Genomic DNA, 2077 nt, shown 5'->3' with positions numbered 1-2077 from the left:
TCGGCGTGGAACTGCGGCCCGCGTTCGCCCACTTCACCCATGTCGCCGAGCAGCAGCCAACGCGGCGCCGGCAAGGTGGCGAGCACGTCGATGGCGGCGCGAACCGAATCGGGATTGGCGTTGTAGCTGTCGTCGATCAGCGTGACCTCGCGGCCCTGCAGCCTGAGCGTGCCGACCTGCGAGCGGCCCTTGACCGGTACGAAGGCCTCCAGGCCGCGCCCGACCGCCTCCAGCGGACAGCCCGCCGCGAGCGCACACGCAGCCGCTGCCAGCGCGTTCTTGACGTTGTGCCAGCCGGCCACATGCAGCCGGATGGCCGTGGCGCCGGCCGGGGTGTGCAGCACGGCCGCCCAGTGGTCGCCGCTCCACACGGCCTCGGCCGTCAGATCGGCCTCGCCTTCGAGCGCGAAGGTGAGCGTCGGGCGGCTGCCTGCGAGCTCCTGCCACACCGGCGCGTGCGCATCGTCGGCCGGGAACACCGCCGTCCCGGTGGCACCCAGCGCAGAGAGGGCCGCGCCGTTCTCGCGCGCCACCGCCTCCACCGTGGCCATGAACTCCAGGTGCTCGCGCTGCGCGTTGTTGACCAGCGCGATCGTCGGCGCGGTGAAGCCGGCCAGCAGGGCGATCTCGCCCGGATGGTTCATGCCGAGCTCGACCACGCCCGCGCGGTGCCAGGTGCCGCCTTCGCCGCTTTGCTGGCGCAGCCGCAGCAGGGTGAGCGGCACGCCGATGTCGTTGTTGAAGTTGCCTTCGGTGGAGAAGGCGCCCTCGCCCAGCCACGCACGCAGGATGCTCGCGATCATTTGTGTGACCGTGGTCTTGCCGTTGCTGCCGGCCACCGCAATCAGCGGCAGGTTCATGCGGGCGCGCCAGTTTTGCGCCAGCAAGCCGAGCGCAGCGCGCGTGTCGGGCACGAGCAGCCCGAGCACGCCGGCCTCGGCCAAGCCGTGCTCGGCCAGCGCCGCGACCGCGCCCGCGGCGCGCGCCTGCGGCAGGAAGTCGTGCGCGTCGAAGCGCTCGCCGCGCAGCGCCACGAACAGATCGCCGGTCCGCAGCGTGCGGGTGTCGCTGTGCACGCGGGCAATCGGTGTGGCCGGCTGATCGCCGATCAATTTCGAGCCGGGCAGCAGCGCATGCGCCAAGGCCAGATCCATCATCACGGGCGGCGACGTCGGGCTCATGAGCGGCTCCTGCGCAAGAGTGCCAGTTCGGCCTCGGCGACATCGGAAAACGGCTGCCTCACGCCGCCCGTCTCCTGATAGTCCTCGTGGCCCTTGCCGGCGATGAGCACCAGGTCGCGCGGCGCGGCCCCGGCGATGGCCTGGGCAATGGCCGAGCGACGGTCCTCGATCACGCTGGCCGCCGCCGGCCGCTGCAGTCCCGCCGCGATCTGCGCCAGGATGGGCGCGGGCGCCTCGAAGCGCGGGTTGTCGCTGGTCAGCACCACCGCATCGGCCAGCCGCTCGGCAACAGTGCCCATCGGCGCCCGCTTGCTCGCATCTCGGTTGCCGCCGCAGCCGAACACGCACAGCAGGCGACCGCCGCGCACCTGCGCGAGCGGGCGCAGCGCGGTCAGCGCTTTCTCCAGCGCGTCGGGCGTGTGGGCGTAATCGACGACCACCTCGGGCAGGCACTCGCTCCACGCACCGTCGGCGATCGCCGCGTCCGGGGCCCGGAGCGCCACGACGACGCGCTGCAGCCGGCCCGGCACGGGCGTGAGTTCCGCAACGACGGAGGCCGCCTCGTTCAGCGAAATGCCGAGCGCGCGCAGCCCGCCGATCACCGCCAGCAAATTGGCGACGTTGTAGTCGCCGATCAGTGTGCTGCGCACGGCCACTGCTTCGCCGGCCTCGTGCAGGGTGAAGGCGAGCCCGTCGCTCGCGTGATCGATGTCGCTCGCGTGCAGCCGCGCGGCGCCGGCGTGAGCGGAGTACGTCCAGAGGTCGAGCGTCCCGCCCTCCAGCTCGCCGGCCAGCGCCGCGCCGTGCTCGTCGTCGAGGTTGACCACCGCTGCGGCCAGTCCGGGCCAGGAGAACAAGCGGCGCTTGGCGGCCCAGTAGGCTTGCATGCTGCCGTG

At 72.4% G+C, this 2077-nt stretch carries 2 protein-coding genes; both read right to left on the bottom strand.

Going from position 1 to position 2077, the window contains the following annotated elements; all coding sequences use genetic code 11:
* Positions 1 to 1181 (bottom strand): UDP-N-acetylmuramoyl-tripeptide--D-alanyl-D-alanine ligase (gene murF / locus H0W38_RS21865; protein ID WP_292458192.1); only part of this gene is annotated, 1181 nt, incomplete at its 3' end.
* Positions 1178 to 2077: Mur ligase family protein (locus H0W38_RS21860; protein WP_292458189.1), on the bottom strand; the 900-nt coding region annotated here is incomplete at its 5' end. The genes H0W38_RS21860 and murF, both read right to left, overlap by 4 nt.

This window comes from Methylibium sp. (assembly GCF_013817365.1).
GTDB lineage: Bacteria > Pseudomonadota > Gammaproteobacteria > Burkholderiales > Burkholderiaceae_C > Methylibium.
Note: the sequence above shows the minus strand (reverse complement) of the source record. Positions and strands in the feature narration are given on the sequence as shown.